This window comes from Streptomyces anulatus (assembly GCF_014650675.1).
Lineage (GTDB): Bacteria > Actinomycetota > Actinomycetes > Streptomycetales > Streptomycetaceae > Streptomyces > Streptomyces anulatus.
The window spans coordinates 472,714-497,193 of sequence record NZ_BMVK01000004.1 but is presented as its reverse complement, the minus strand read 5'-3'; the positions used below and the strand labels follow the sequence as shown (position 1 = coordinate 497,193).

The window sequence follows — 24,480 nt, the reverse complement described above, 5'->3', positions numbered from 1 at the left end:
CAGGACACGACCCAGCACCGTGCTCCGGGCCCGGCGGACGCCGCACGCTTCGCCGGGCCCCGCCCTGTCCCGCCCTGTCCCACCCCGCACGACGACCGCGCCGGCCGGCTGCCCGCGGGCAGCCGCCGTCCGCGTCACCTCCACGCCCGCACCCACGCACCCGCGAAGGAGTTCATCTTGCGACGTCACACGGTACGCACGTACACCGCAGCGGCCACGGCCCTGGTCGCCCTCCTCCTGCCCGTCCCGGCCGTCGCAGCCGACACCGCGCACAGCGCCGCGGCCGCGACGACGGTGACCGAGAAGGTCCCGTACGCGATGGACTCGTCGAACCAGGCCGCCTGGTGGACGCCGGTCGCCACGTACAAGGGCCGCGGCCAGTACACGTACTTCGCCTTCAACGAGCCGGGCTCGACGGCCGCGACGCACCGGCCCGCCATCGCACGGCGCGACCCGGACGGGGCCTGGAGCCTGCTGCCGCTGGTCAACCGCGACGGGCAGCGAGCCGAGTTCCCCGACGACAACGGCCACAACCAGCCCTCGGTCGCCCGCGACGGCAGCGGACGCCTGCACGTCTTCGCCTCCATGCACGCCAACGCCTGGCGCTACTACCGCACCGAGGCCCCCGGCGCCGCCGTCACCGACCACGCGACCGAGCTGCCCGACCAGGGCGTCGGCATCACCTACCCGATCGTCACCACCGCCCCCAACGGCGACCTGTACCTGGCGGCCCGCGTCGGTTCGGGCTCCGACCAGCGCCCCGGCAAGCTGTACCGCTGGAACAACGCCGACTCCCGCTGGAGCGTCGTCGCGACCTTCGCGAGCGCGCTGAACCGCTCCGTGTACCCCGACGACATCACCGTGGACGCCTCCGGCCGCGTCCACCTCCTCTACGAGTGGGGGAAGGCGCCGGCGACCGCGTTCCGTCACCAGCTCTCGTATCTGACCTACGACCCGTCGACCGGCGCCTTCGCGGACAGCACGGGCGCCACGGTCACCGCCCCGGTCACGCCCGCCACCTCCGACGTCGTCCAGGACCTCACCGCGGGCGAGGAGTGGAGCAACGACAACACCTACCCCGGCCCCTCGGTGCAGAGCGCCAAGCTCACCCTCGACGGCACCATCCCGAAGATCGCCTACCGCTACCGCTCGGCCGACAGCGGTGGCCACTTCCGCGTGTACTACGCCTATCCGAGCGGCGGCGACTGGGTCCGCAAGACCGTGTACGCCGGCGGACAGACCGCGGCCGCCCTCGGCATCACCTGGGACGGGACGGACACCAAGCGGATCTACTACGTGACCGCCTCGGGCACCGACCGGGTCTTCGCCGCGACGCAGTCGGCGGACGGAGCCTGGACCGCGCAGTCCGCCGCGCCGGGCGTGAGCGCGGACCGGCTCGCGGTGCGCCGGGACTCGGACGGCCGCGATGTGCTCTATCTGCCGGACACCACGCGCAACTCCCTCTATTACGTGTCGCGTTGAGGAGCGTCGCGTCGAGGAGTCCTACGGCGCGGGGTCAGGCCGCGTAACCCTTGGGCGGGATGAGGCCGGCGAGCTGGGAGAAGTTCAGCCAGTAGATCTGCCAGCCGTTGAAGGACGCGGAGTCGGCGATGCACACCGTGTTGTGGTCCGTGTCGTACCCGATCACCGCGAAGTAGTGGTAGACCGTCTGGTCGGCGGGGTAGCCCGGGGGCTGGTTGCCCGGGGGCGCGACGATGTTGGCGACGATCGGGTAGTTGTTGTCGACGTCGTCGACGACATCCGACCAGAGCAGGTCCACCTGGGCCTGGGTGGGCGGGTCGTCGGGCATCTCCCGGGTGAAGTACTGCCCCGCGTCGATACGGGAGTTCAGTACGGACGTCACCTGGCTGATGTGGTCGGTGCCGCCCTGGTGCGTGCCGAGTTCAGCGGCCAGCGTCGCCTGGCTGGGCGCCGCCACCCGCGCCGAGAGGGCGATGCGGGTGGCGGCGGGGCCGCACCACCAGCCGGTCTCCTGGACCTGGTACTCCACCGACAGGACGTGTTCGCCCCGGGCGTGCACCTCCTTGGTGCGCAGCACCGGGAACGCGCCGCGGTGTCCGCGTACGACCTCGGTGGCGACCTGGATGCCACGGGAGTGCGCGGGGCTCGGTGGCAGCGGGGCCATCTGCCGGCCGGCCGGGCGGGGCACCGCCTGCGCGCCGCCGGTGGAGAGCGCGACGCCTGCCGCGGTGAGTGCCGTCGCGCTGAGGAAGCTCCTTCTGAGCATCAGGTTCGATCCGTTCTTGGTGGGGGGATGGGTGTGCTGACGGAACGCCGCGGTCCGTGTCGTGTGGGGGCGGGCCGCTGATGGTCAGCCGTTCCGGCTCACCGGGGCGGAGCCCGTCGGGTAGCGGGTGCCGGCCTCGACGCTGTTGGGGATCTCTCGGCTGCGCTGGCTGTCGCAGTTCACCACGTTCCAGTGCAGGTGCGGGCCGGTCACGTTGCCGGTGGCGCCGGAGGTGCCGATCCGCTGGCCCTGGGACACCCGGTCGCCGTTGTTGATGATCGTGGCGCTCAGGTGGGCGTACTGGCTGCACCGGTTGCCGCCGTGGTCGACGAGGGCCATGATGCCGCCCGCCCCGTTCCAGCCCTCGAAGCGGATGGTGCCGGCCGCCGAGGCCAGGATCGGGGTGCCGGTCGGCGTGCCGAAGTCGACGGCGTGGCGGTTGTAGTCGTCGTTGTGCGAGTAGCCCTCGCCCGGCGTCTGGGTCACCCGGTACGCGCTGCCTGCGGGGAAGGGCAGCTTGAACGGGGCGCTCCCGCCCGTACAGGGCCCCACCACCGGGCTGTTCGACCCGGTTTCGAGGAAGCCGTCGGTGACCCAGCCGCCGGTCGGCAGCCTGTTCCAGATGGTGGTGTTGCCGCCGATACCGGCCACGACGTCGCCGTGGCCGTAACAACTGATCGTCACGCGGCTGCGGTTGGCCAGGCTGCCGATCACCGCGGCCCGAAGGTTCGGTTCGGCCCGCACCTGGAGCGGCAGTCCGCTCGGTACGCTCACCGTCACCACGGCGTCGGCGTGGGCGGCGGTGGCCGACACCATGACCCCGAGACCGGTGAGAAGCAGGGCCAGTCCGGCCCGTACGCCACGACGCATCGTCGCCTCCTGAGGGAGTGGGGAACGAGGGGAAACGCACCCGGGTACGCGTCGAGAGCGGGAACCCGGGTTGTTGAGCCGATCTGTCGTCGCTCTACGCGTCGGACCGGCCGACCAGTTGCTTCGCACGTTCGATCACGTCGCGGGCCACGCCTTCCACGGCGTCGTAGCGGTCGGGGTAGGCCGAGACCTGGACGGCCTGCGCCACCTGTCCCGCGGTCATGCCCGGGTTGTTCGCCGCCACCCTGATCGCGGGGGTGAAGAAGGCGTTGGACGCGTACGACACGTCCATGATCTGTTCCGGCGTGCCCCAGCCCTGCGACGGGCGCTGCTGGAAGACACCGAGCGAGTCCCGGTCGCCGCAGTCCAGGTTGTTCATGTTCGACTCGACCACGCCCGCCTCGAACCCGGCCAGCAGAACCCGGTCGTCGACGCCGAGGCCGACGGCCGTACGGTAGACGGCCTTCAGCACCTCGGGGTCGGGATCACTCGGTACCGTGCAGCCCCCGCCGCCGTTGCCGCCGCCCGTGCCGATGAGGTTCTGCCAGGTCTGCGGGCCGATGATGCCGTCCGGGGTCAGACCCCGGGCGCTCTGGAACGCCTTGGTCGCCGCCGTGGTCGCCGCGCCGAACCGGCCGTCCACGGACAGTCCGTGACCGTGCTTGTTCAACGCCGTCTGCGCGGCCGAGACCGCGTCACCGCTCTGTCCCTCGCTGACCGTGACGATCAGGCCCGGCCATGTCTGCGCGCCGATCACCCCGTCCGCGCCGTATCCCTTGGACGTCTGGAAGGCGATCACCGTGTTCTCGGTCGCCGGGCCGAAGGCCCCGTCGACCGAGATGTCGTACCCCGCTCCGCGCAACAGGTACTGGGCGGTGGTGACGTTCGCTCCGGACGTGCCGTTGGCGAGCGCGGGCCAGGACGGTGCGGCGGCGGCCGGTGGCGTGAGAGCCAAGGCGGCCAGCAGCGCGGCGCAGGCTACGGCCAGCGTGACCCACGCCCGTCTGATGCGTGTTCCGGACAGCAATGCGGCTCCCGTCGTCCGAGGGCGTCAAGGGACCTTGGAGCGCCGAAAGGTAGCAACCGGCGGGAGATACGGCATCGGGTGTTCGACCGACGTACGAGAGCTGACATGTCCGCCGTGTCGCTTCCGCCCCGGCCACGCGCCGACCTGCCCGGCCCCGTCGGGGTCCGGCGTAGGTTCGCAGGCGGCCGGAGCCGGCCACCGCACGGCTTCGGTATAGTCCGCGACCCCGGGTTCCCGTTCTCCGTAACCGAGTTGGTCCGCCCGACCAGGAAGATCGGTGTTCCGATGCCTCGGCACGGCCCACTGGCCCCGCCGGTGAGGGGCGCGCTTCCGGTCCCGCCGCGCGACGGCGTCGAGGAGCGCTTCGTGGCTGCCGCACGGCGGCTGGCCCCGCCCGTGCGCGGGGTCGCGCTGGTCGTCATCAGCGTCTTCGGGCTGCTCGCGGTGGACGGGGCCGCCCTGCCGCTGGGGTTCGCCCTGTGCGGGCTGGTGCTCGTAGGGGCGGCGGTGGACTTCTGGGTGGGGTTCACCGGGCGGGGCTCGGCGCTGTCGCTGGTGTTCGCCGTCCTGCGCGTGACAGCGGTCTGCGTCACCCAGGAATGGACCGGCGGCCCGGCGAACCCGTGGGCGCTGAACATGCTCACCACCACGGCGATCACCCTGCAGTGGGAGTGGCGCCCCGCGGTCGCCGTACCCGTCACCGCCGGGCTGTTCGTGGTCGATGTGACCGCGATGGGGGTCGACGTCCTCGGCGGTCTGCTGCCACGCCTGGTCTTCGAATGCCTCCTGGCACGCCTCGGGTTCGTGCTGCTCCGCCGGTCGGGCCGGCAGGTGGACGAGTCCCGGGAGCGCCGGTCGGCGCTGGCACGGGCGGAGGCGCTCGCGTCGGCGCGGCACCGGCAGGAACGCGAGTACCTCGCGCTCCTGCACGACACGGCGGCGACGACGTTCCTCCTGGTGGCGGCGCAGGCGAAGGAGATGGGGCCGGAGCGGATCGCCGAGTACGCCCGGCACGACCTGGCGGTGCTCACCGGCACCGCCGGAGGGGCTGCCGCGAAGGACAGCGCCGTGGACCTGACGGCCTCGCTGCGCGCCGCCGTCCGCCACGGCCGGGTGTCCGTCGACGTCCGCGCGGAGGGCGCCGCGCTGGTACCGGCCTCGGTGGCGCTCGCTTTCGTCCGGGCGGTGCGCGAGGCGCTGGTGAACGTCGAGCGGTATGCCGGGGTCGACACCGCGGTGCTCGCCTCGTACCGCGAGCAGGGCAGCGGCGGCCGGGTCGTCGTCGAGGTGACCGACCACGGGGTGGGCTTCCGCCCGGAGGAGGTGCCGTCCTCCCGTCGCGGCATCCGGGGATCGGTGGTCGAGCGCGTCGTCGGCGTCGGCGGCAACGCCACCGTCGCCTCGCGGCCCGGTGCGGGGACGACGGTGAGGCTGGTGTGGCCCGGTGAGTGAGCAGCGCCCTTCGGGCGGTGGCCCGTGCCGTACGGACCCTGCCTCGGGAAACCGTACGGACGGCGTCCCGGAGCCCCGCGCGGCCAGTACCCCGGGCGACCACGTGTACGCGACGATGCGGATCATCCTGGTCTGCGCCGCCGTGCTGCTGCAGTTCGGTCTCGGCCTGCGCCCCCTGCTGACCCACGGGTACCCCTCCCGGTGGCCCGCTGTGGCCGCCTTCGTCGTGCTGGCCTGCGTCACCGCCGCCTGCTGCGGTTGGGTGCTGCGGCGCAGGCCGCTGCCCGTCGCCCTCGTGGCGGCCGCCACTCCGGTCGTGCTCGCGGCGTCGTTCTGCGCCACGGCCGCGGTCGCCCCGGACCAGCGGTTCCAGGCCCCCGACTGGTCGTTCGGCCTGGTGGGGTGGCATCTGCTGGTCCTTCTGCTGGACCGGGCCCGGGTGCTGGTCGCGGTGCTGGCCACGCACCTCGTGGCGAGCACGGGCCTGTTCCTGGCGGCGGGCGTGCCCGAGCGGGCGGCGTTCGGTGCGGCCGGGGCCGCCGCCTTCGGCGCGCTCGCCGTCCAGCTGGCGGTCCTGCTGATCACCCGCGTACTGCACCGGCAGTCCCACGAGGCGACGACGGAGGCCGAGGAGCGGGACCGGTTGGCGACCCGGATGCTGGCGGCGCATCAGTGGGAAAGGGACCGGCACAGCGTGTTCGCCGGGCAGTTGGGGGCGACGCTGCCGCTGCTCGCGGGCCTGGCCGACGGCGCGCTCGACCCGCGCGACGCCGGCACCCAGCGGCGGTGCGCGCTCGCCGCGACACAGTTGCGGCGGCTGTTCGCCGAGAACGACGAGGTGCCCGACCCGTTGGTGCACGAGGTCGCCGCCTGCGTCGACGCGGCCGAACGTCGGGGCGTGGACGTGTCGTTCGCGGTCAGCGGCGCGGCGCTGCCGGTGCCCTCGCAGGTGCGCCGCGAGCTGACCGGGCCGGTGATCACGGCATTGTCGGCGGCGCGGGGCCGTGCCAGGGTAAGCGTGCTGCGCACCGATGAGGAGGTGCGTATCGCGGTGGTCGCCGACGCCTGTGCCGATGTGGTCACCGCCTCCACCGGCCGGGTCGTGGTCGAGTGCGGCGTCCATGGTGAGCATCTGCGGCTGGAGGCCCGATGGCGCAAGAGGCCCGGCTGAGCGCGGTCATCGTCGACGACCACCCCGCCGTGCGTGCCGGGGTCGCCCAGTGGCTGGTCACCGGAGTCCCGCCGATCGAGGTCGTCGCGTCGGGCGGCGATGTCCGGGTCGCGTGGACGGGCGACGGCGCGACCGCCGACGTGGTCGTCCTCGACCTGCATCTGGGCGGTCCGACGCCCGCCCTGGGTGAGCTGCGCAGGCTGACCGAAGCGGGGCGGCAGGTCGTCGTTTACTCGATGCGCGCGGACAGCGCGATCGCCCTGCAATGCCTGGAGTTGGGAGCGTTGAGCTATCTGACGAAGGCCGAGGGCGCGGAGCATCTGATCGAAGCAGCCGTCGCCGCCGCCTCGGGCCGTGCGTACACGCCGCCGGCGCTGGCGGGCGCACTGGCCGGTGACCGGTCCACCGGCCGGCCGACGCTCTCGGCGCGCGAGACCGAAGTGCTGGTCGAGTGGTTCCAGTCCGAATCCAAGGACTTCGTGGGTCAGCGGCTGGGCATCTCCCCGCGTACGGTCAGCACCCACCTCGAACACATCCGGGTCAAGTACGCGATGAGCGGCCGCGAGGCGCCCACCAAGGCGGCGCTCCTGGCACGGGCCATCCAGGACGGGCTGGTTCAGCTCGACGACCTGTGACCCCTTGCCCCCACAGGAGCGCCATGGCGCGGGGCGAGGTCCCGCTCCGCTCAGCGCGGGGCGAGGTCCTCGGGGTGGAGGAACCGCATGTCGTCCAGGCTCGGTTCCGCGACCGTGCTCAGCCGTCCCGCCTGGTGGGTCATCATCCGCTCCAGCGTCTGGCGGGCCAGGCGGGCGTTGCCGAACGACGTGCCCCGGGGGACGGCGTCGAAGTGGGCCCGTAGCGCTTCCGCCGTGCCGGGGGTGCACGCGTAGCCGTTGTCGGCCGCGTGCATGGAGACGATCGTGACCAGTTCGTCCGAGGAGTAGTCGGGGAACTCGACCCGGCGCGAGAAGCGGGAGTCGAGGCCAGGGTTGGAGTTCAGAAACCGGTTCATCTCCGCGGTGTACCCCGCCGCGATCACCACCACCTCGTCGCGGTGGTCCTCCATCAGCTTCAGCAGCGTCTCCACCGCCTCCTGGCCGTAGTCCGCCGAACCGCCGGCCACGTGCGGTGTGAGGGTGTACGCCTCGTCGATGAACAGGACGCCGCCCAGTGCCCGTTCGAACGCCTCGCGGGTCAACTGCGCGGTGTGCCCGACGTAGCGGCCCACCAGGTCGGCTCGGGACACCTCGACGAGTTGGCCGCGCGGCAGCACTCCCAGCGAGGCCAGCAGTTCGCCGTAGAGCCGGGCCACGGTCGTCTTGCCGGTGCCGGGCGGGCCGGCGAGGACCAGGTGGTTGCTGATCCGCGGCGCGGGCAGGCCGGCCGCCTTGCGCCGGCTCGCGGCGGCGAGCAGATGGACCAGGTCACCCACCTCGCGCTTGACGGACGCGAGGCCCACCAGGCTGTTCAGCCGCAGCAGCGGGTCCGCCCGCTCCTCGTCCTCGGGCGCGACGCCCGCCGGGACGCCCACGTCCTCCGCGGTCAGCAGGGCGAGCTGCCGCTCGTCCGCCACCGCCAGGGCGGCCAGCCGGGACGCCTGCCGGTCCACCATCTCCTCGAAGACCTTGCGGGCGGTACGGCCGTTGCCGAAGCCCGCGTCGCGGGGGATCCGGTCGAAGCGGGTGACGAGAGCGGTGCGTGCCGCCGGGTCCAGCTCGTAGCGGTGGCCGGTGCACATCCGCTCCACGATCGTGACCAGCTCCTGAGAGGTGTAGTCGCTGAACTCGACGTTGCGGGTGAAGCGCGAGGCGAGCCCCGGGTTGGACGCCAGGAACTCGGTCATCTCCTTCGGATAGCCGGCCGCCACGACCACCACGTCGTCGCGGTGGTCCTCCATCAGCTTCACCAGGGTGTCGATCGCCTCCCGTCCGAAGTCGGCGCCGTTGCCGCCGCCGTCGGAGAGCAGGGTGTACGCCTCGTCGATGAACAGCACCCCGCCCAGCGCCTTGGTGAAGGTCTCGGTGGTCTTGATCGCCGTACCGCCGATGATCTGCGCCACCAGATCCGCGCGCGAGACCTCCACCAGGTGACCGGAGCGCAGCACGCCGAGCGAGGCGAGGATGGAACCGTAGAGCCGGGCGACGGTGGTCTTGCCGGTGCCGGGTGGGCCCGCGAAGACCAGGTGACGGCTCATCGGCGGGGCGGGCATCCCGATGCGGGCCCTGCGCTGTGCCATCCGGTTGAGGTTGATCAGCGTCAGCACCTGCTGCTTGACCTCGTCGAGGCCGATCAGCGACTCCAGCTCGGCCACCGGGCCCGTGCCGGGCGGGGGTTCGGCGACCGGGGCGGCTCCGCCGGGCAGCCGTCCGTCGCCCGCGGCCTGCGCCTGCTCGGCGGTGCCCCAGGCGTCCGGGGCCCCGTTCTCCGCGCTGACCAGCCCCTCGACGGCGAGCCGGTCGCCGGCCACCGTCTGGCGTACGCCGCTGCCCCGGTTGCCGCGGACGGTGCAGCCGGTCAGCGTCACGGCGTCGGGGCCCTCCACGCGTACGCCGTCGGCGCCCGATCCCGTCACCTCGCAGCCGCTGAGGGAGGCGCGGGCCCCGGGGGACACCTGGACGCCGCACTCGGCGGCTCCGGTCACCACGGCGCGTACGGCGGCCAGTTCACCCTCGGCCTCGATATGGACGCCCGCCCCGCCGGACCCGTCCACCGCGGTGTCCCGCAGGGTGAGCATGCCGAGCGCCCCGATGTGGACGCCGGCCCCGGTGGAGGAACGCAGTCGGCCCTTGCCCACGAACACGTTTCCGTGGCCCGCGACATGGACCGCCGACTCGCCCGACCGCTCGACGACGCACTCCTCCAGACGCCCCCGGCCGTCCTTGACGACCTGGACGCCGTGCGCGCCCGACCCGGTGACGGTGGTCCGCTGCAGCAGCGGGTTGGCGCCGCGACGGATCACGATGCCGCTGCCCCCGCTGCCGTGCACCTCCAGGCGGTCGAACTCGGCGGACGAGTCCTCGTCGAGCAGGACGCCGGTGCCCCTGGCGTCCCGGACGGCCGTGTCCGTCAGCACCGGGGAGGAGAAGCCGGTGATCCGCACGGCGGACTCCTCGGCGGTCGCGAACGTACAGCCCCCGAACGTGCCGCGACTGCGCTCGGCCACCAACAGGCCGTGCCCGCCCGTCCGTTCGGTGCCGCACCGGGTCAAGGTCGGGGAGCTGCCGCCGCCCAGGACGAACCCGTGGCCGGTGGTGTCGCTGACCGCCACGCCCTCCAGGACGACCGGTCCCGTGGTGTTCACGAACACGCCGACGGCGGCCTTGCGGACCGTGCCGCGCACCATTCGGACCGAGCTCTCCTCCTCGACGGCGACGCCCGGCTTGCCGGTCGCGGATATCGCGCAGTCCTCCAGGAGGACGTGGGCCCGGCCGTTGGTGAGGACGCCGTTGCCCTGGGTGTCCCTCAGTTCGCTGAACCGCGCGGTGATCCTGCCCTGTTCACCGGCCACCAGGGCGGAGGTCCCGAGGTGTTCGACGACGCACTTCTCCAGGAGGCTGTCGGCGGTGGAGGTGGAGACCACGCCCGCGCCCGCCGTGTTACTGATCCGGCACTGCCGCAGCCCCAGCGATCCGCCCTCGCGCGCGTAGAGCGCCGCCCAGGCCGACCCGTGGATGTCGCACCGGTCCATCGCCAGCTCTCCGCGCGGCGCGTCGACCACGGGGAGCTCGTCGTCGTGCCCGCGCAGCACGAGGTCCCTGACCATCACGGCGTCGCCGGTGAGCGTCAGCGCCGTCCCGCGCCGGGGGGCCAACTCCGCCGTTCCCGGGCCCTCGGAGGCGATGAGGGTGATCGCCGCGGAGACCGTCACGCACTCCTCGTACCGTCCCGGAGCGATGCTGACGACCGCCCCGGTGCGGGCCCTGGCGACGGCCTCCCCGACGGTGCGGTGATCGCCCGTCCCGTCGGCGGCGACGATGAGCATCTGGCGTGACACGTTCGACCTCCCGGACCCCCTGCGCCGTAGGTACGGGGCGGAGACGCGCGACATGTAGGGCGAGGGAAACTGCTGGTCCCATCATGCCTGTTACCGCAGGTCGACCGCCATCACGGTCGGGTCCGGACGGCTCCGCGCCACCGGCCCGGAGGTTCCGGAAGCGTGTTCCGGCGGCGGGCGGAACGTCGCTACCATCAGCTCATGCGATCTTCGAGGTCCTCGGTGTCCCGCACACTCGGACCGGCGGTTCTGGCGGCCCTGCTCCTGATACCCAACGCCGCGTCCCCCGCGGGAGCGGTGCCGGGGGACGAGGACAGCCCCTCGCTGCCGGGCATCCGCGCCACCGTCGCGGACGGCCGCCCGTGCACCGCGAAGTCCGCCAAGAAGTCGGCGCGGACCCCCTGGGCGCAGAGCTTCCTGGGGATCGACAGGGCCTGGGAACTGAGCCGGGGCGCCGGGGTGGAGGTCGCCGTCGTCAGCACCGGGGCGGATGCGAGCCGGGTGCCCGCGCTGGACGGCCGGGTCACCGGTGGCCGGGACGTGGTGGCCGGCGGCACCGTACGGGACGACTGCGTCGGGTACGGGACGTTCCTCGCCGGCCTCGTCGCGGGCAAGCGGCAGGAGGGCCTCGCGGCGGCCGGGGTCGCCCCGGAGGCCCGGGTGATCGCGGTCCGGGCCACCGACAAGGGGGGCCTGACCACGCCCGAGGCACTGGCCGACGGGATCGGGGCGGCCACCGCTTCGGGAGCGCGGATCATCCACGTGGCGCTGGCCGTTCCGTCCGCACCCCGGAAGTTGAAGGACGCCGTCGCCGCCGCACTCAGAGCCGGCGCCGTGGTGGTGGCGCCGGCCTCGGCGCGGGAGTGGGAGAGCGAGTCGGGGGCGTCACGGGCGGAGAGCGGCCCCGTCTACCCGGCGGCGCTGCCCGGGGTGCTCGCGGTCTCCTCGGTGGGGCCCGGCGGCGAACCGGACCCACGGGGCACGGGGCAGGGGCCGCGGACGCGGCCGAGGCTGAGCGCGCCCGGCGTCTCGGTGACGGGCCCGGGGCCGGGCGGCGGCGGGCAGTTCACCGGTGGCGGCGACGCCGTGGCCGGCGCGTTCGTGGCCGGTACGGCGGCCCTGGTCCTCTCGTACCACCCCGGGCTCAGCGGCGAGCAGATCGCGCACCGGCTGGAGGCCACCGCGTACGGGGCCGTGCCCGACGCCCCGGACCCCGGCGTCGGGCCGGGGGTCGTCGATCCGGTGCGGGCGCTCTCCGCCGTGCTCCCCGAGGAGCACGCCTCGTCCCCGTCCTCGTCCGGCACGCGGAACGCCTCGGCCGCCCACGCCGTTCCGCCGCTCGACCCGCCGACCGCGCGCGACCACGCGCTGGCCGTCGCGGGCGGGGCGGTCGCGGTGACGCTGCTGGTCGCGTTCCTCGCGGTGGTCCTGCCCCGGGGGCGTCGTCGCGGGTGGCGCGCGGGGACAGCCGGTGGGCCGACCTCGTCGGCGGACTGAGCCGCCCGGCCCCCGGGACGGGCGGGCCGTGAACCGGGCGGTCCGGCCCGCCCGGGACCGGCCGGGCGGCCCTTGTCCGGCGCTCCCCTCCCGCCTACTCCCTCTCCTCCTCCAGGTCCGGCAGCAGCGGGGTCTGTACCTGGACCACTCCCCTGCGCGTGATCAGCTGCGCACGGCCCGGCGGCAGTTGCTTCGGCTTGGTGTCGTTGAACAGGTAGCCCTCCGACGGCGGGCAGGAGAGCAGCGCCGCGGGCGTGTTGACCTCCATCAGCCGGCGCAGCAGCGAGTCGTTCATCGCCCGTGCCGCACCGTTGGCGCTGCGCGCCACGATCAGATGCAGGCCCAGCTCCGCGCCCTGGGCGAGGTAGTCGAGCAGCGGTCCGAAGTGGTTGCTCATGTTGCCGCCGGAGACCATGTCGTAGTCGTCCATGACCAGGAAGACCCGCGGGCCGGTCCACCAGTCCCGGCGCTTGAGCCGGGCGGGTGAGATGTCGGCGCCGGGCAGGCGCTCCTTCATGGCCCGTGCCACGCCCTCCACCGCCTGCTTGAGCACGTCCACGGAGACCGCGTAGCCCAGCCGGTGCGACTCGGGGATGCTCTCCAGCAGCCCGCGTCGGTAGTCGATCAGCAGGATCCGTGCCTCGTCGGGGGTGTAGCGGTCGGTGACCGCTCGGCAGACCGCGCGCAGCAGGTTGGTCTTGCCGGTCTCCGCGTCGCCCACCACCACCAGGTGGGCGGTCTGGGAGAAGTCGTGCCACATGACGTCCAGTTGGCCCCCCTCCAGACCGAGCGGGACACGCAGGTCGCCGTCCGCGCCGACCTCGGCGTCGGGCAGTTCGGCCGGGTCCAGGACCCCGGGCAGGGTACGGACCGGAGGCGCGGGAGGACCCTGCCAGTGCTCGGCCACCCGGGCCACCGCGTCCGCGACGCCCGCGCCGAGGTCCGTGGCGCTGTCGCCGCCGTCCAGCCGGGGCAGGGCGGTGAGGAAGTGGTGCTTGGTCTCGGTCATGCCGCGGCCGGGCGCCTTCGGGATGGTCGCGGCGGCCCGCATATTGATCATGGAGTCCATGCTGTCGCCGAGCCGCAGCTCGAAGCGGGTGCCGAGCTGGTCGCGCAGCGCGGTGGGGATCTCCGCCCAGCGGCTCGCCGCCACGATGAGGTGGACACCGTAGTTGAGCCCCCGGACCGCCAGCGCCGCGACGGTGTCCATGACCTCCATGAAGTCCTGGCGGATCGTGCCCCAGCCGTCGACGACGAGGAACACGTCGCCGTACGGGTCGTCCGAGAGCTCCCCGGCGGCCCGGCGGGCGCGCAGCGTCGCCATGGAGTCGATGCCCTCGTCGGCGAACTGCTTCTCGCGCCGGGCCACCAGCGCGTGCACCTCGGCCAGCGTGCGGTGCACCCGCTCCAGGTCGAGCCGTCCCGTCACCCCGCCCACATGCGGCAGGTCGCGGAGTGCGCCGAGCGACCCGCCGCCGAAGTCCAGGCAGTAGAACTGGACTTCGCGCGGGGTGTGGGTGAGCGCCAGCGCCATGATCAGATCGCGTACGAGGGTGGACTTGCCGCTCTGCGGGCCGCCCGCGATGCCGACGTGCCCGCCCGCACCGGACAGCTCGGCGATCAGGGGCTCGCGGGCCTGGTCGAAGGGCCGGTCGATGATGCCCACCGGCACCGTCAACGTGCCGTGCAGCTCCGGATCGATGGCGGTCAGGCCCCGCTCGGGGTGCGGCGCCACGCCCATCAGCAGGGTGTCGAGCGACAGCGGGCGGTCCAGCGGCGGCAGCCACACCTGGTGGGCGGGCCTGCCGCCCTCCCGCATCCGGGAGACGGCCAGCGCGAGCAGGGTCTCCTCGCTCTCCTCCTCCCGCACCACCGGTTCCGGGTCGGGTTCCGCCGCGGGGAGCCTGGGCGCGGTCCACTCCGTCCGGTACGGGACGACCTGTCCGGCGACGGCCGCGGCGGCGACCCTGCGGACGCCCTGGTAGGGCCCGGAGACGTATGCGGCCTTGAACCGGACCAGGGTTCCGGTGTCCTTCTTCAGGATGGCGCTGCCGGGTACGGAGGGGAGCTGGTAGGCATCCGGTACGCCGAGGACGCCGCGGCTCTCCATCGAGGAGAACGTGCGCAGGGCGATCCGGTACGAGAGGTGCGATTCCAGCTGGGTCATCCGGCCCTCGTCCAACCGCTGCGAGGCGAGCAGCAGGTGGACGCCGAGGCTGCGGCCCAGCCGCCCCACCATCACGAACAGGTCCATGAAGTCGCGGTGGGAGGAGAGGAGTTCGCTGAACTCGTCGACCACCACGAAGAGCGTCGGCAGCGGTTCCAGCGCGGCGCCCGCCGCACGCGCGGTCTCGTACTCGTACGCCGACGTGTAGTTGCCGGCGCTGCGCAGCAGTTCCTGGCGGCGCATCAGTTCACCGTGCAGGGCGTCCTGCATGCGGTCCACGAGGGCGGACTCGTCGGCGAGGTTGGTGATGACGGCCGAGGTGTGGGGCAGGTCCTCCAGGCCGAGGAAGGTGGCGCCGCCCTTGAAGTCGACGAGGACGAAGTTCAGCTTCTCCGACGCGTGGGTGAGGGCCAGCGCCAGCACCAGGGTCCGCAGCAGCTCGGACTTGCCGGAGCCCGTCGCGCCGATCAGCACGCCGTGCGGGCCCATTCCGCCCTGCGCCGCCTCCTTGATGTCCAGTTCGACCGGGCTGCCGTCGCCGGCGAGGCCCAGCGGAACCCGCAGCCTGGCCCGCTCGCTGCGCTCGTCGCGTACGGCGTCCAGGTCGACAGTGTGCAGGTCCGGAAGGCCGAGCAGGGTGGTGAGCTGGACGTCGGAGGTGAGCGCCTCGCCGTTGTCCGTGGTGACGCCCATCCGCCGGGGGGACATCAGGGTGGCCAGCGCCCTGGCCCGCCGGGGGCTCAGCGCGTCGGGGCTGCCGAGCGCGGTGGTGGTCTCCTTGCCCGACCGGTCGGTGCCGACGAGTTCCAGCCGCTTCCCGGTGATCCGCAGCCGCAGCGTGTGGCGGAACGGCTTCCAGGCCAGGGAGCCGGAGACGTCCAGCGTCACCGTGTTGCGGTACCCGTCGGTGGCGAGCCGGGAGTCCTCGGGGGTCCGGGCGCTGTCCAGCACCACGACGCAGTAGGGCTCCTCGGTGCTCGGCACCGCGTCCGGTTCGAAGGGGGGCCGGCCGGTCAGTTCGTCGCCGAGCAGCGATTCGAGACCCAGGACGGAGTCGGTGACGAGCCGTACGGGGCCTCCGCCGTCGACGTCCGTCGGGTGCTGGCTGTGCGGCAGCCACTTCACCCACTCCCACGCGTCCCGCCGGTCGCGGTCGGCGAGCACCACGATCCGCAGGTCCTGCGGAGCGTGGAAGACGCCGAGCTGGGCCAGCAGGGCGCGCACCATCGCGTGCGCGGGCTCCGCCTCGGACTGGAGCAGGACGCGGGCATAGGTCCGCAGGTAGACGGCGACGGGCTGGTCGGGCACGGTGCCGTACGCCTTGATGAAGCGGCGCAGGGCGTGCGCGGACAGCGGTTCCAGGTCCTCCACCGGCTTGGTGCTCAGGGGCGTGAGCTTGGTCGCCAACTGCTGCTCGCCCACGCCGATCCGCACCTCGGCGAAGTCCGCGTGCGCGGACCGCCGCTCCCACAGCCTGGACGTCGGCACCAGGCTCCACAGGGAATCGGGGTCCGGGTGCGACCACGCCTGCGCCTCGCGCTGCTGGTTGATCACCTTGCGGACGCGCCTGCGGCTGATGGCCAGGTAGCGCATGTAGTCGCGCCGCTCACCGAGCAGCGCCCGCTTGCGGTCCCCGGAGGCACGGACGATCTGCGAGACCAGCATGCCGACGGCCGACAGCGCCATCAGGCCGATGGCGACGTACATCATGGGGCCGCCGCCGCTGCCGGGGCGCAGGAAGATGAGCACCATGCCGAGCGAGCTGAGCGCCATCGGCATGTACGTGATCATGTTGCCCATCGCGCTCTGCGGCTCCGGCACCGAGGGCGGCTCCTGGAGGCTCAGTTCGCCATGGGGCATCTCGGGGCCAAGACGCCGGGGAGGCCTCTTGAAGAGGACCACGCTCAAAGGGAATCGCCTTCCTGATGAGGGATGCCGGCGGGTGCCGTGCGGTACCGCGAGGTGACGGGAGTGTGGACGCCGGTGGAACAGCCCGGCGAAGCCGGTGGGATGAGCGAAGCGGAATCGTCGATCCCGGGCGGTACCCCACAACCTACAGACTGCACACACAAGTTAATGTGATCAATCCGACCGCGTCGACCACCGTCCTGGAAGGCGATGAAACGCGCTTGACCGACATATCCGCGGCACTCCTGTGCCGTCTCACGGTGATGACGCCCGACCGCACCGTCGAACTCGCCGTCCCGTCCGACATCGTGCTCGCCGACCTCCTGCCGACCATCGTCGACCACGGGGGCGCCGATCTGTACGAGCGCGGTGCGCCGGCGGGCGGATGGGTGCTCCAGCGCCTCGGCCAGGAGCCCCTCGACGAGGAGAAGACGCTCGGCGACCTCGGCCTGCGCGACGGCGAGACCGTCCACCTGCGGCTGCGCGGGGACGCCCTCCCCGAGATCCATTACGACGACCTCGTCGACGGGCTCTCCAGCCGGCTGCGGGAACGCGCCGACTCCTGGCGGCCGGTGTGGTCGCACCACCTCATGACCGGGCTCGCCCTCGGCGCGCTCGCCACCGCCCTGCTGCTCCTGCTGCTGCCCGGCCCCGCGGGGCTCAGGGCGGTCTGCGCGGCGGTCACCGCGATCCTGCTGCTGGCCGGTGCGGCCGCGGCGTCGCGGGCGGTCGGCGACGTGGGCGCGGGCGCCTCGCTCGGCGCGGCGGCCGTCCCCTTTCTCGCGCTGGCCGGCTCGCTGGTGCCCCAAGGAGCCTCGTCCGACGCCGAACTGGGCGCACGACTCCTCGCGGGCTGCTCCGCGGCGGCCGGCGCGGCCGTGCTCGCGGTGGCCGCCGTGGGCGCGTGCGCCCCGCTGTTCCTGGCCACCGCGCTGGCCGCGGCCCTCGGGGCGACCGGCGGGGCCGTGATGCTCTTCGGCGTCCCGGCCACCGGCACGGCCGCCCCGCTGATCCTGGCGGTCGTCCTGCTGGGGAACTTCCTGCCGTCGCTGGCGTTCCGCCTGTCCGGGCTGAAGGTGCCGCTGCTGCCCACCAACACGGGCCAGCTCCAGGAGGGCATCGACCCCACTCCGGACGAGGTGATCGCCGCCCGCGGCGCCGTCGCCGACCAGTATCTGACGGGCCTCTACGCCGCCACCGGTCTGGTGGCGGCGAGCTGTCTGACGGTGCTGGCGTTCCAGACGTCCTGGGCGCCGCTCACCCTGGCCTCGGTTCTGTGCGCGCTGATGTTCACCCACGCACGGGCGATCGGCGGGGCCTGGCAGCGGCTCGCCGTCGTGCTGCCGGCCGCGTACGGCTCCGTCCTGCTGACGGTGCGCTGGGTCCTGGAGACCGACGCCGGGTCCCGGCCGCTGCTGCTCGCCGGCCTGCTGGCCGCCGCGGCGGTGCTCGCGATCACGGGCTGGACGCTCCCCGGCAGGCGGCTGGTGCCCTACTGGGGGCGCGCGGTCGATCTGCTCCATCTGCTCTTCGCCATCGTCCTCGTCCCGCTGGCCCTGCTCGTCACCGGTCTCTACGGGTACCTGCGCGGCCTCAACAGTTGACCCCGGCGGCCGGTGGCCCCGACGCCCCGGGCTCTCGCTCGCCGGGCCGGTGCCCGGTCGGAAAGGCAAGGAATGCAGTCCAGGCGGGACCAGGTCCACGCGCACATGTTCGTCATGAGCCGGCTGTCGCTGGGCATGCTCCGGGACGACCCGGACGCCCCCGAGTCGCCACACCGGCGGACCACGAAGGGCTTCGTGATCGGCCTCGTGGTCGCGGCCCTGGCGGCACTCGTCGTCGCGGTGTACGGGCTGGTGGTGCCCGGCGGCTCGAACGCGTGGAAGGCCACCGGGACGCTGGTGCTCGATGAGCGCTCGGGCGCCCGCTACCTGAGCGTCGACGGGGTCCTCCACCCGGTCCTCAACGAGACCTCGGCCCGGCTGCTGGCCGGTGACCGGATGAAGGTCGTGAGCGTCAAGCCCGCCTCCATCGAGGACGCCCCGCGCGGCGCGACGCTGGGGATCGTCGGCGCACCGGACCCGCTGCCGCAGGCGGGTGCGCTGAGCCGTGAGGCCTGGTCGGTGTGCGCCACCCGGCCCGACGCCGCCGACGACCCACTCCTCACGCTGGGCGTGGGCCTGACCGCCAAGGGCCGGCCCGTCACCTCGGGCCGGACCACGCTCGTCCGCACCGTCCCCGGCGACACCACGTACCTGCTGTGGCACGGCACCCGGATGCGGCTGGCCCCCGCGCACTATGCCGTACAGGCTCTGGGTTACGACGCGGACGCGGCGTACCCGGTCCCGGAGGCGTTCCTCAACGCGCTGCCGTCCGGCCCGGATCTCGCGGTGCCGGAGGTGGCCGGGCGCGGCAAGGCGGGCCCCTCGCTGGCGGGCCGGCCCACCCGGGTCGGGCAGCTCTTCGACGGCCCCGGGGGCCACTACCTGCTGACGGAGCGCGGGCTGAGAGAGGTCACCGCACTGGAGGAGGCACTGCTGAAGGGCGATCCACGCACCCAGCGCACCGCCTACGCCGGGGAGGCCGTCACGCTGCCCAGGATCGGGCCGGACGACCTGGCGCGCCATCAGGACACCGTGGGGGGACGGCTCGTGGGCACCGGCGGCGGCACGGTCCCGACCGGCCTGCCCGAACCCGGCCCGGTCCGCGCGGGCGAGGGCGTCTGTGCCGTCGTCGGCACCGCGGACGGCAGGCCGACGGTCTCGGTCGTACTGCCCCGCGCGGACGCGGTGGCGGGCCGGACGGTGTCCAACCAGCCCGGCATCACGGCGGGTCCGGGGGCGGCGGACATGTTCGCCGTACGTCCGGAGGGCGGCGCCCTCGTCAAGGCGCTCTCCTCGGCGGGCACGGGTACGGCGTACTACCTGGTGACCGGATCGGGCGCCAAGCACCCGGTCCCCGGCGGGGACAAGGAGCTCCAGCGGCTCGGCTACCGGGCCGACCAGGCCGTCCCCGTCCCGTCGGGCGTACTCGGGATGCTGGCTTCGGGGCCCGCTCTGGACGGAACGGCCCTGCTGGCCCAGGGACTTGTGGATGCGACGAAGGAGGTGGCACCCGATAAGCAGGCGGCCGCCTCCGGCAATTGAGCTGGATTTGAGCAAAGGGAAGTCGTCATGCTCCGCGCCCGGCGGCATTCCCGCAGCTCACGCCCGTGGTGAAGGTGAACTCTCAGATAACCGGAGCCCTTTGGTTCCCACCCGCTCCACCCCGTATTAATGTGATCATCGTCGGCCCTCGGAGGGGGTATTCCCGAAGCGGTCGGCCTCGTCGTGCACCCGTGGTGCCACCGTGTTCCCCGCAGCGTCCAGGAGGACTCTCAATGTTCGATGTTGCCGGTTTCAACATTAACTCGTCGGACGGCCTGTCCAACGACGAGACCGCGATGCTCCACACGCTGCAGACGCTGGACAAGCACCTCGGCGACATGGAGGCGGCCGGCACGACGGTCAAGAACATTCAGACCCAGGTGTCCGAGGCCTACCGGGCCAGGTCCTCGGCGACCCACGCCGCTGGCATCGACGAGTGGCTCAAGACACACGCCCGCATCACGGAGCGCACCCGGTTCTTCCTCGAGGGCACCAAGATGGCCACGAATCTCCTCGCGGACGCCGAGGACGAGTCGAACACCTACGCCCTGAACATCGCCAACACGGTGAACCCCAAGTAGCCTCCGGCCCTCCCCGCCGCCTTCCCCCCTTCACCGAGGAGTTCCTTCATGACCGTCGCGATCAGCCATGCAGCGCTTCAGGAAGCCATCAGGAACATGGGCAGCGCCCAGAAGGAGATGGAGGAGGGGCTCGCCTGGATGCAGAACAACTTCAACGCGCTGCGCGAGACCCTGACCGGTGAGACCCGGCTCTCCTGGGAGAACTTCGAGGCGGAGCTCGGCAAGCTCAAGTTGCAGCTCGCCGATGAGTACAGGACCGCGCAGACGACTCTTCAGCGCATGCACGCCCGGCAGATCCAGGGTGACTCCTCGGGCAGCGAAGCCGTGAAGAAGACGCAGCTCAGCTGAGCCGACTGCCGAACCGTGGAGGTATGAACATGGCCGCCGACGAGACTCCTGCGGACATCTACCAGTCGACCGATGGCGTCTATCTCGACTACGCGAACAAGAAGCTCCCCACGTTCCGCCGTCACCTCACGGTCAACCCGCACTATGTGCTCATGGGGACGGAGATGTCTCTCGGGCTGGGACGTTCCGAGCAGAGCATGCTGGCCACGGCGCTCGACACGGAATTCGACAAGTTCCGCGGTGCCATGCGCAAGCGCTACGAGGGTGCGATCACGCTCATGAACAATTTCTCGGCCAGCCTCCGGGATGTCGAGAGGGAACACCGGGAAGCCGAGGACGACTCCAACAGCATCGGCAGCACCCTCCTCGACGAGTTCGCCGAGATCCTCTCTCCGAAGGGAAAGTGAAGCATGGCCGAGGAGCCGCCCCAGACGGTACCCCACGGGATGCCCGCCGAGTGGGAGGACATCCTCGCCATGTTTCACGACGGCGTCACCAAGCTCCCCGACCGGAACGCGGTGGCGGGCCCGGGTTCCAAGCCGTGGGTCGTCCGTACGATGACCGGTGTCTGGCACTACGACAAGGGAGTGGACTTCGCGAAGGAACAGGGCCTGGACGCGTTCTACGAGTTCTGGTTCCCCGACAAGAAGAACCAGGCCCTGATTTTCGGATTCGGTTACAACTGGGGCGAGTTCGGGAACGACAGCGGAGCACTAGCCGAATTCACCGGGGCATCCGATCCCATTCTCACTTCGGTGATCACCGGGAAGAACAAGGATGCCAACCCTCAGCTGTCGAGCGACGCCTCCACCATGCTCAACAACATGGACGACTGGACCGACGGCTGGGTGACCCAGTTCAACTCCTGGGCGGAGAACGTCGGAAGCGGGGCCGACCAACTGCAGGGAGAGTCCGCCGAACTCTTCGAGGCGACGCTCCAGGCGGTGAAGCGCTCACTTCAGGAGACGTACTCCTTCTACATGAACGGTGAGCTGCAGAAGCAACTCGGCGCAGTGAGCACTCAGTTGACCAACACCATCGGGAGTCTCAGGACCAACGCCTCCAACTGGTTCAACAAGACACAGCCCGTGGGGACCATGTCCGGCGGAGCCGAGGTGGAACAGGGCTCCGTCGCCATGGCGTTCACTCATCTCTATACGAGCTTCCTGAACGAGATGAGCAAGCTCACCCCCTTGTCGAACTACCACACACAGTCTCCCAAGCCCGACTGGACCGCCATGGAGGCCACGGCGAAGGCGAACTGGATCGCCGAGGTCGAGAAGGAGCTCGACGCGAAGTCCGTCGCCACCATGACCGCTCTGGCCGGCGCGTACGAGGCCGCGACGATGGTGTTCTCCGACGCGAACGCCATCGTGAATCCGGAGTTCACCATCTCGCTGACGGCGGACGAGCAGAAGAACTTCTACGGCTCCGCGGGTCCGGGTGGCGGGGGCGACGGCGGTACGGGGGACACCAACGACATCCTCAACAAGTTCCAGGAAATGTTCGGCGGCGGTGCGGGCGGCAGCGGCGCGGGCGGTGACGGCACCGGAACCGACGGGAGCGGCAACGACATCAAGGTGGACACCCCGCCCCCGGTCACCGGCCCCGGCGGCAGCAGCTACGGCACCAATCTCCCCTCCGGCGCCAACCTCCCGAACACCAAGAACCTCCTCCCGCAAAGCCCCGGCGGGAGCGGCGGTGGTACGACCGGCGGGCCCCTGTCGCTGCCCGCCGGCTCACGTATCGACCCCAAGACCGGCGCCGTCACCGACTCCAACGGCAAGCCGGTCACCGGCCCGGACGGGAAGCCGCTGGTCGTACCGCCCGGTTCCACGCTCGGGCCCGGGAACAGCATCGTCCCGCCCAGGACCACCGTCCCGAAGGGACCGACACTGCCCAGCGGCTCCTCCGGGGACCTGACGAACGGCATCCGGGTCGACTCCAACGGGAACATCATCGTTCCCAAGGGCGTCACGGTAGACGCCCAGGGGAATCTGATCGGCGCGGACGGCAAGCCGCTGACCAACGCGTACGGGGGAAAGCTCACCGTTCCGCCGGGCTCCCGTGTCAACCCGGACGGGACCATCACCGACCCGCAGGGCAAGCAGATCACCCAAACCAGCAACAGCCTCAAGACCCGCAACCCCATGACGCTGGACGACCTGGTGAACACCCAGCGGCGCCCCTCCACGTCCAGCGGTGACATCTTCGGCGTCTCCAAGGGGGGCTCCAACGATCTCTTCGGCGGCTCGAAGGGCCTCTCCGACGGGCTGCGCAAGTCGTTCGACGGCAACGGCGCCACCGGCCGTGAGGCGATCGGCGGGGCCGGTGGGCTCAGCAGCCGCGCCCGCGCCGCCATGGGGTTGCCGGCGGTGCCCGCCGCTCCGACGCAGGGCACGTTGTCCACCCAGTCGGGCAGCGTCCTCGGACGGGCCGGAGTCGCCGGCGGGACGGGCAGCGGGATGCCCTTCATGCCGCCCATGGGTATGGGCGGCGCCCCGGGCGGGGGCGGAGGCAGCGGCAACGACCGCCAGCGCAACGTCTGGCTGTCGGAGGACGAAGAGGTGTGGGGCACCGAGCCCGAGGCCGGAACGGGTGTGATCGGGCGATGAGTTCCGCAGGTACGGCGACCGGCGGCACCGGCATCGACTCCGGCGAAGCCGGCACGGCCATGCCGCCGGTGCCGGACGACATCCGCGCTGCGGCGCGCACCGCGCCCGACCACTGGTTCGGCACGGTCGACCCGGCGTGGCGCGGAGAAGGCGAACCACCCCTGTGGGCGGTGATCGGACAGTGGCGCTCCGACGCCGACGGCGAGATCGTCGAGTGGCAGCGCAACGAGCAGTACCGGCCGTCGCCCGGCATGCTCGGCTGGCCCGAGCCGACCGACGACGTGGACGCCGCCATGCAGCTCGCGGCGACCGGTTACGGCCCGGTCGAGAACGTCGCCCTGGCGGCGATCGCGGCCGAACTGGCCGTGCTGATCGCACCGGACGGCGGTGCGGTCAGCGCCTGCACCCCCGAGGGCGACCCGGTGGTCCCGGTGTTCACCTCGCCCGGCCATCTGAAGCGGGCGGGCGCGCTCGCCCACCGGATCCTGCCCCTCTCCGAGGCGTTCGCCCTCGTGCCCGAGGGCCAGGACCTCTATCTCAACCCGACGGGTCCCGTCGCCCTGCGCCTGTCCGCGGGCGATCTGTCCCGCGCGGTCGACGCACTGGAAGCGGCCGGAGGGCCGGAGGCTTCGGAAGCCTCCGCATCCCCGGCGGCCGAGGAGGAGCAGAACTGATGTCGTTCCAGGAGCAGCTCGCGGAGGCCATGGCCCAACTCGCGGAGCAGACGAAGAAGATCCAGGAGGTGCAGGAGGAGCTGGCCAGGACGTCCGCGACGGCGACCTCCAAGGACCGGATGGTGACCGCGTCGGTCAACGCCCACGGCGAGGTCGTCTCGTTCAAGTTCCACACCGAGGGCTTCCGCACGATGCCGGCGGCGCAGCTCGCCGAGGTTCTGAAGACCACCGTCAACGCGGCTCGCGCGGAGGTGAGTTCGAAGGTGACCAGTTCCGTACGCCCGCTGATGGGCGCCCAGGAGGACTTGGCGAACGGCTTCTTCGGTGGCGGCGGCGAACTGGACGATCTGCTGGCGCCCCTGCGCGCGATGCAGCCGGAGGGGTTGACCGAGACGGTGCTGGGCAAGAGCCGCAAGCCGTCCGCGAACCGCGGCGAGGAGGACGGTCTCTATGGCTGACGGGACCCTGAGCGTTCCGGGCGATCTCCCCCGGCGGTTCAACCAGTTCGGCGACATCGCGAGGATCGTCAACGAGCTGGGCACGCTCAACGAGCGCATCAACGTGGCGAACCGGACGGCGGGCGGCCGGGACGACGTGTACGCGAAGGAGTACCACAAGTTCGTCGACTCGACGGGCAAGGGGCTCACGTACGGCCTCGAAGGGCTCTCCGAGCTGCTCGACATGGTCGGCATCAACGGCAACACGGCCTCGATCATCCTGAACGACGCCGAAGAAGACGCCAACCACCTCGCCGCCGGCTGAGCCGGCCGTACTCCGAAGGC

The 24,480-nt window shown here is 72.1% G+C and carries 19 protein-coding genes; 14 read left to right on the top strand and 5 right to left on the bottom strand.

Going from position 1 to position 24,480, the window contains the following annotated elements:
- Positions 1-177: 177 nt before the first annotated feature.
- Entirely contained in the window at positions 178-1,482 is a 1,305-nt protein-coding gene (locus tag IE272_RS13720; protein ID WP_190006934.1) for a BNR-4 repeat-containing protein, read from the top strand.
- 34 nt (positions 1,483-1,516) lie between these two features.
- Here IE272_RS13720 and IE272_RS13715 read toward each other — a convergent pair whose 3' ends face one another.
- The 3 genes from IE272_RS13715 to IE272_RS13705 form a co-directional block, all read right to left on the bottom strand.
- A complete protein-coding gene (locus IE272_RS13715) occupies positions 1,517-2,248 on the bottom strand; it encodes a C39 family peptidase (RefSeq protein ID WP_190006933.1) in 732 nt (243 codons plus the stop codon).
- An 84-nt stretch (positions 2,249-2,332) separates the two neighbouring features.
- On the bottom strand, positions 2,333-3,118 hold the full coding sequence (locus IE272_RS13710) for a peptidoglycan DD-metalloendopeptidase family protein (protein ID WP_229897305.1): 786 nt from the start codon (positions 3,116-3,118) through the stop codon (positions 2,333-2,335).
- Positions 3,119-3,212: 94 nt separating this feature from the next.
- Positions 3,213-4,145, bottom strand: a complete 933-nt coding sequence (locus IE272_RS13705) for a peptidoglycan-binding domain-containing protein (protein ID WP_229897304.1) — start codon at positions 4,143-4,145, stop codon at positions 3,213-3,215.
- Between the two features lie 366 nt (positions 4,146-4,511).
- Between IE272_RS13705 and IE272_RS13700 the strand changes: the two genes are divergently transcribed.
- Genes IE272_RS13700 through IE272_RS13690 form a run of 3 tightly spaced genes read left to right on the top strand, consistent with a single transcriptional unit; the run spans position 4,512 to position 7,403 of the window.
- Complete coding sequence (locus IE272_RS13700) at positions 4,512-5,597, top strand: sensor histidine kinase (protein ID WP_229897303.1); 1,086 nt, start codon at positions 4,512-4,514, stop codon at positions 5,595-5,597.
- Positions 5,590-6,768, top strand: coding sequence for a hypothetical protein (locus tag IE272_RS13695; protein ID WP_229897302.1), 1,179 nt, complete (start codon positions 5,590-5,592; stop codon positions 6,766-6,768). Before IE272_RS13700 ends, IE272_RS13695 begins: the two co-directional genes overlap by 8 nt.
- Positions 6,747-7,403 carry a response regulator gene (locus IE272_RS13690; protein WP_050362009.1) on the top strand — a complete coding sequence of 219 codons (657 nt, stop codon included), beginning with the start codon at positions 6,747-6,749 and terminating at the stop codon, positions 7,401-7,403. Before IE272_RS13695 ends, IE272_RS13690 begins: the two co-directional genes overlap by 22 nt.
- A gap of 50 nt (positions 7,404-7,453) precedes the next feature.
- Here the strand turns inward: IE272_RS13690 and IE272_RS13685 are convergent, their stop codons facing one another.
- Entirely contained in the window at positions 7,454-10,762 is a 3,309-nt protein-coding gene (locus tag IE272_RS13685; protein WP_373304172.1) for a right-handed parallel beta-helix repeat-containing protein, read from the bottom strand.
- A 201-nt stretch (positions 10,763-10,963) separates the two neighbouring features.
- On the opposite strand from IE272_RS13685, the gene IE272_RS13680 reads away from it, so the two are divergent.
- On the top strand, positions 10,964-12,259 hold the full coding sequence (locus IE272_RS13680) for a S8 family serine peptidase (RefSeq protein ID WP_190006932.1): 1,296 nt from the start codon (positions 10,964-10,966) through the stop codon (positions 12,257-12,259).
- A gap of 94 nt (positions 12,260-12,353) precedes the next feature.
- On the opposite strand, the gene eccCa is transcribed toward IE272_RS13680, so the two are convergent.
- Positions 12,354-16,286: a type VII secretion protein EccCa gene (gene eccCa, locus IE272_RS13675; protein ID WP_190006931.1), complete on the bottom strand. Its 3,933-nt coding sequence runs from the start codon at positions 16,284-16,286 to the stop codon at positions 12,354-12,356.
- Positions 16,287-16,555: 269 nt separating this feature from the next.
- Between eccCa and eccD the strand changes: the two genes are divergently transcribed.
- From eccD to IE272_RS13630, 9 genes are all read left to right on the top strand, one after another.
- Positions 16,556-17,938: a type VII secretion integral membrane protein EccD gene (eccD, locus tag IE272_RS13670; protein ID WP_050362013.1), complete on the top strand. Its 1,383-nt coding sequence runs from the start codon at positions 16,556-16,558 to the stop codon at positions 17,936-17,938.
- Between the two features lie 72 nt (positions 17,939-18,010).
- Positions 18,011-19,480, top strand: a complete 1,470-nt coding sequence (eccB, locus tag IE272_RS13665) for a type VII secretion protein EccB (RefSeq protein ID WP_190006930.1) — start codon at positions 18,011-18,013, stop codon at positions 19,478-19,480.
- Between the two features lie 233 nt (positions 19,481-19,713).
- Positions 19,714-20,061, top strand: coding sequence for a hypothetical protein (locus IE272_RS13660; RefSeq protein ID WP_050362015.1), 348 nt, complete (start codon positions 19,714-19,716; stop codon positions 20,059-20,061).
- A 48-nt stretch (positions 20,062-20,109) separates the two neighbouring features.
- Complete coding sequence (locus IE272_RS13655; protein ID WP_050362016.1) at positions 20,110-20,409, top strand: hypothetical protein; 300 nt, start codon at positions 20,110-20,112, stop codon at positions 20,407-20,409.
- A 29-nt stretch (positions 20,410-20,438) separates the two neighbouring features.
- Positions 20,439-20,816 carry a hypothetical protein gene (locus IE272_RS13650; RefSeq protein WP_143666893.1) on the top strand — a complete coding sequence of 126 codons (378 nt, stop codon included), beginning with the start codon at positions 20,439-20,441 and terminating at the stop codon, positions 20,814-20,816.
- Between the two features lie 3 nt (positions 20,817-20,819).
- Positions 20,820-23,024, top strand: a complete 2,205-nt coding sequence (locus tag IE272_RS13645) for a flagellar basal-body rod protein FlgG (protein WP_190006929.1) — start codon at positions 20,820-20,822, stop codon at positions 23,022-23,024.
- Positions 23,021-23,698, top strand: coding sequence for a type VII secretion system-associated protein (locus tag IE272_RS13640; protein ID WP_056705429.1), 678 nt, complete (start codon positions 23,021-23,023; stop codon positions 23,696-23,698). Before IE272_RS13645 ends, IE272_RS13640 begins: the two co-directional genes overlap by 4 nt.
- Positions 23,698-24,156 carry a YbaB/EbfC family nucleoid-associated protein gene (locus IE272_RS13635; protein WP_056705433.1) on the top strand — a complete coding sequence of 153 codons (459 nt, stop codon included), beginning with the start codon at positions 23,698-23,700 and terminating at the stop codon, positions 24,154-24,156. Before IE272_RS13640 ends, IE272_RS13635 begins: the two co-directional genes overlap by 1 nt.
- Positions 24,149-24,460, top strand: coding sequence for a hypothetical protein (locus tag IE272_RS13630; protein WP_050362021.1), 312 nt, complete (start codon positions 24,149-24,151; stop codon positions 24,458-24,460). Before IE272_RS13635 ends, IE272_RS13630 begins: the two co-directional genes overlap by 8 nt.
- Positions 24,461-24,480 lie beyond the last annotated feature (20 nt).